1 rRNA gene is annotated in these 240 nt (G+C 52.5%); it reads right to left on the bottom strand.

Annotated elements, in window-relative coordinates:
• Positions 1-240, bottom strand: a 23S ribosomal RNA gene (locus NAZ64_RS22460); the annotation flags it as partial.

Below are 240 nucleotides of genomic sequence, written 5' to 3' on the forward strand. Positions count from 1 at the left end.
AACCTGCCCATGGCTAGATCACCGGGTTTCGGGTCTATACCCTGCAACTTAACGCCCGGTTAAGACTCGGTTTCCCTCCGGCTCCCCTATTCGGTTAACCTTGCTACAGAATATAAGTCGCTGACCCATTATACAAAAGGTACGCAGTCACACCCCAAAGGGTGCTCCCACTGCTTGTACGTACACGGTTTCAGGTTCTTTTTCACTCCCCTCGCCGGGGTTCTTTTCGCCTTTCCCTCA

It is taken from the genome of Salmonella sp. A1325, from assembly GCF_056991255.1.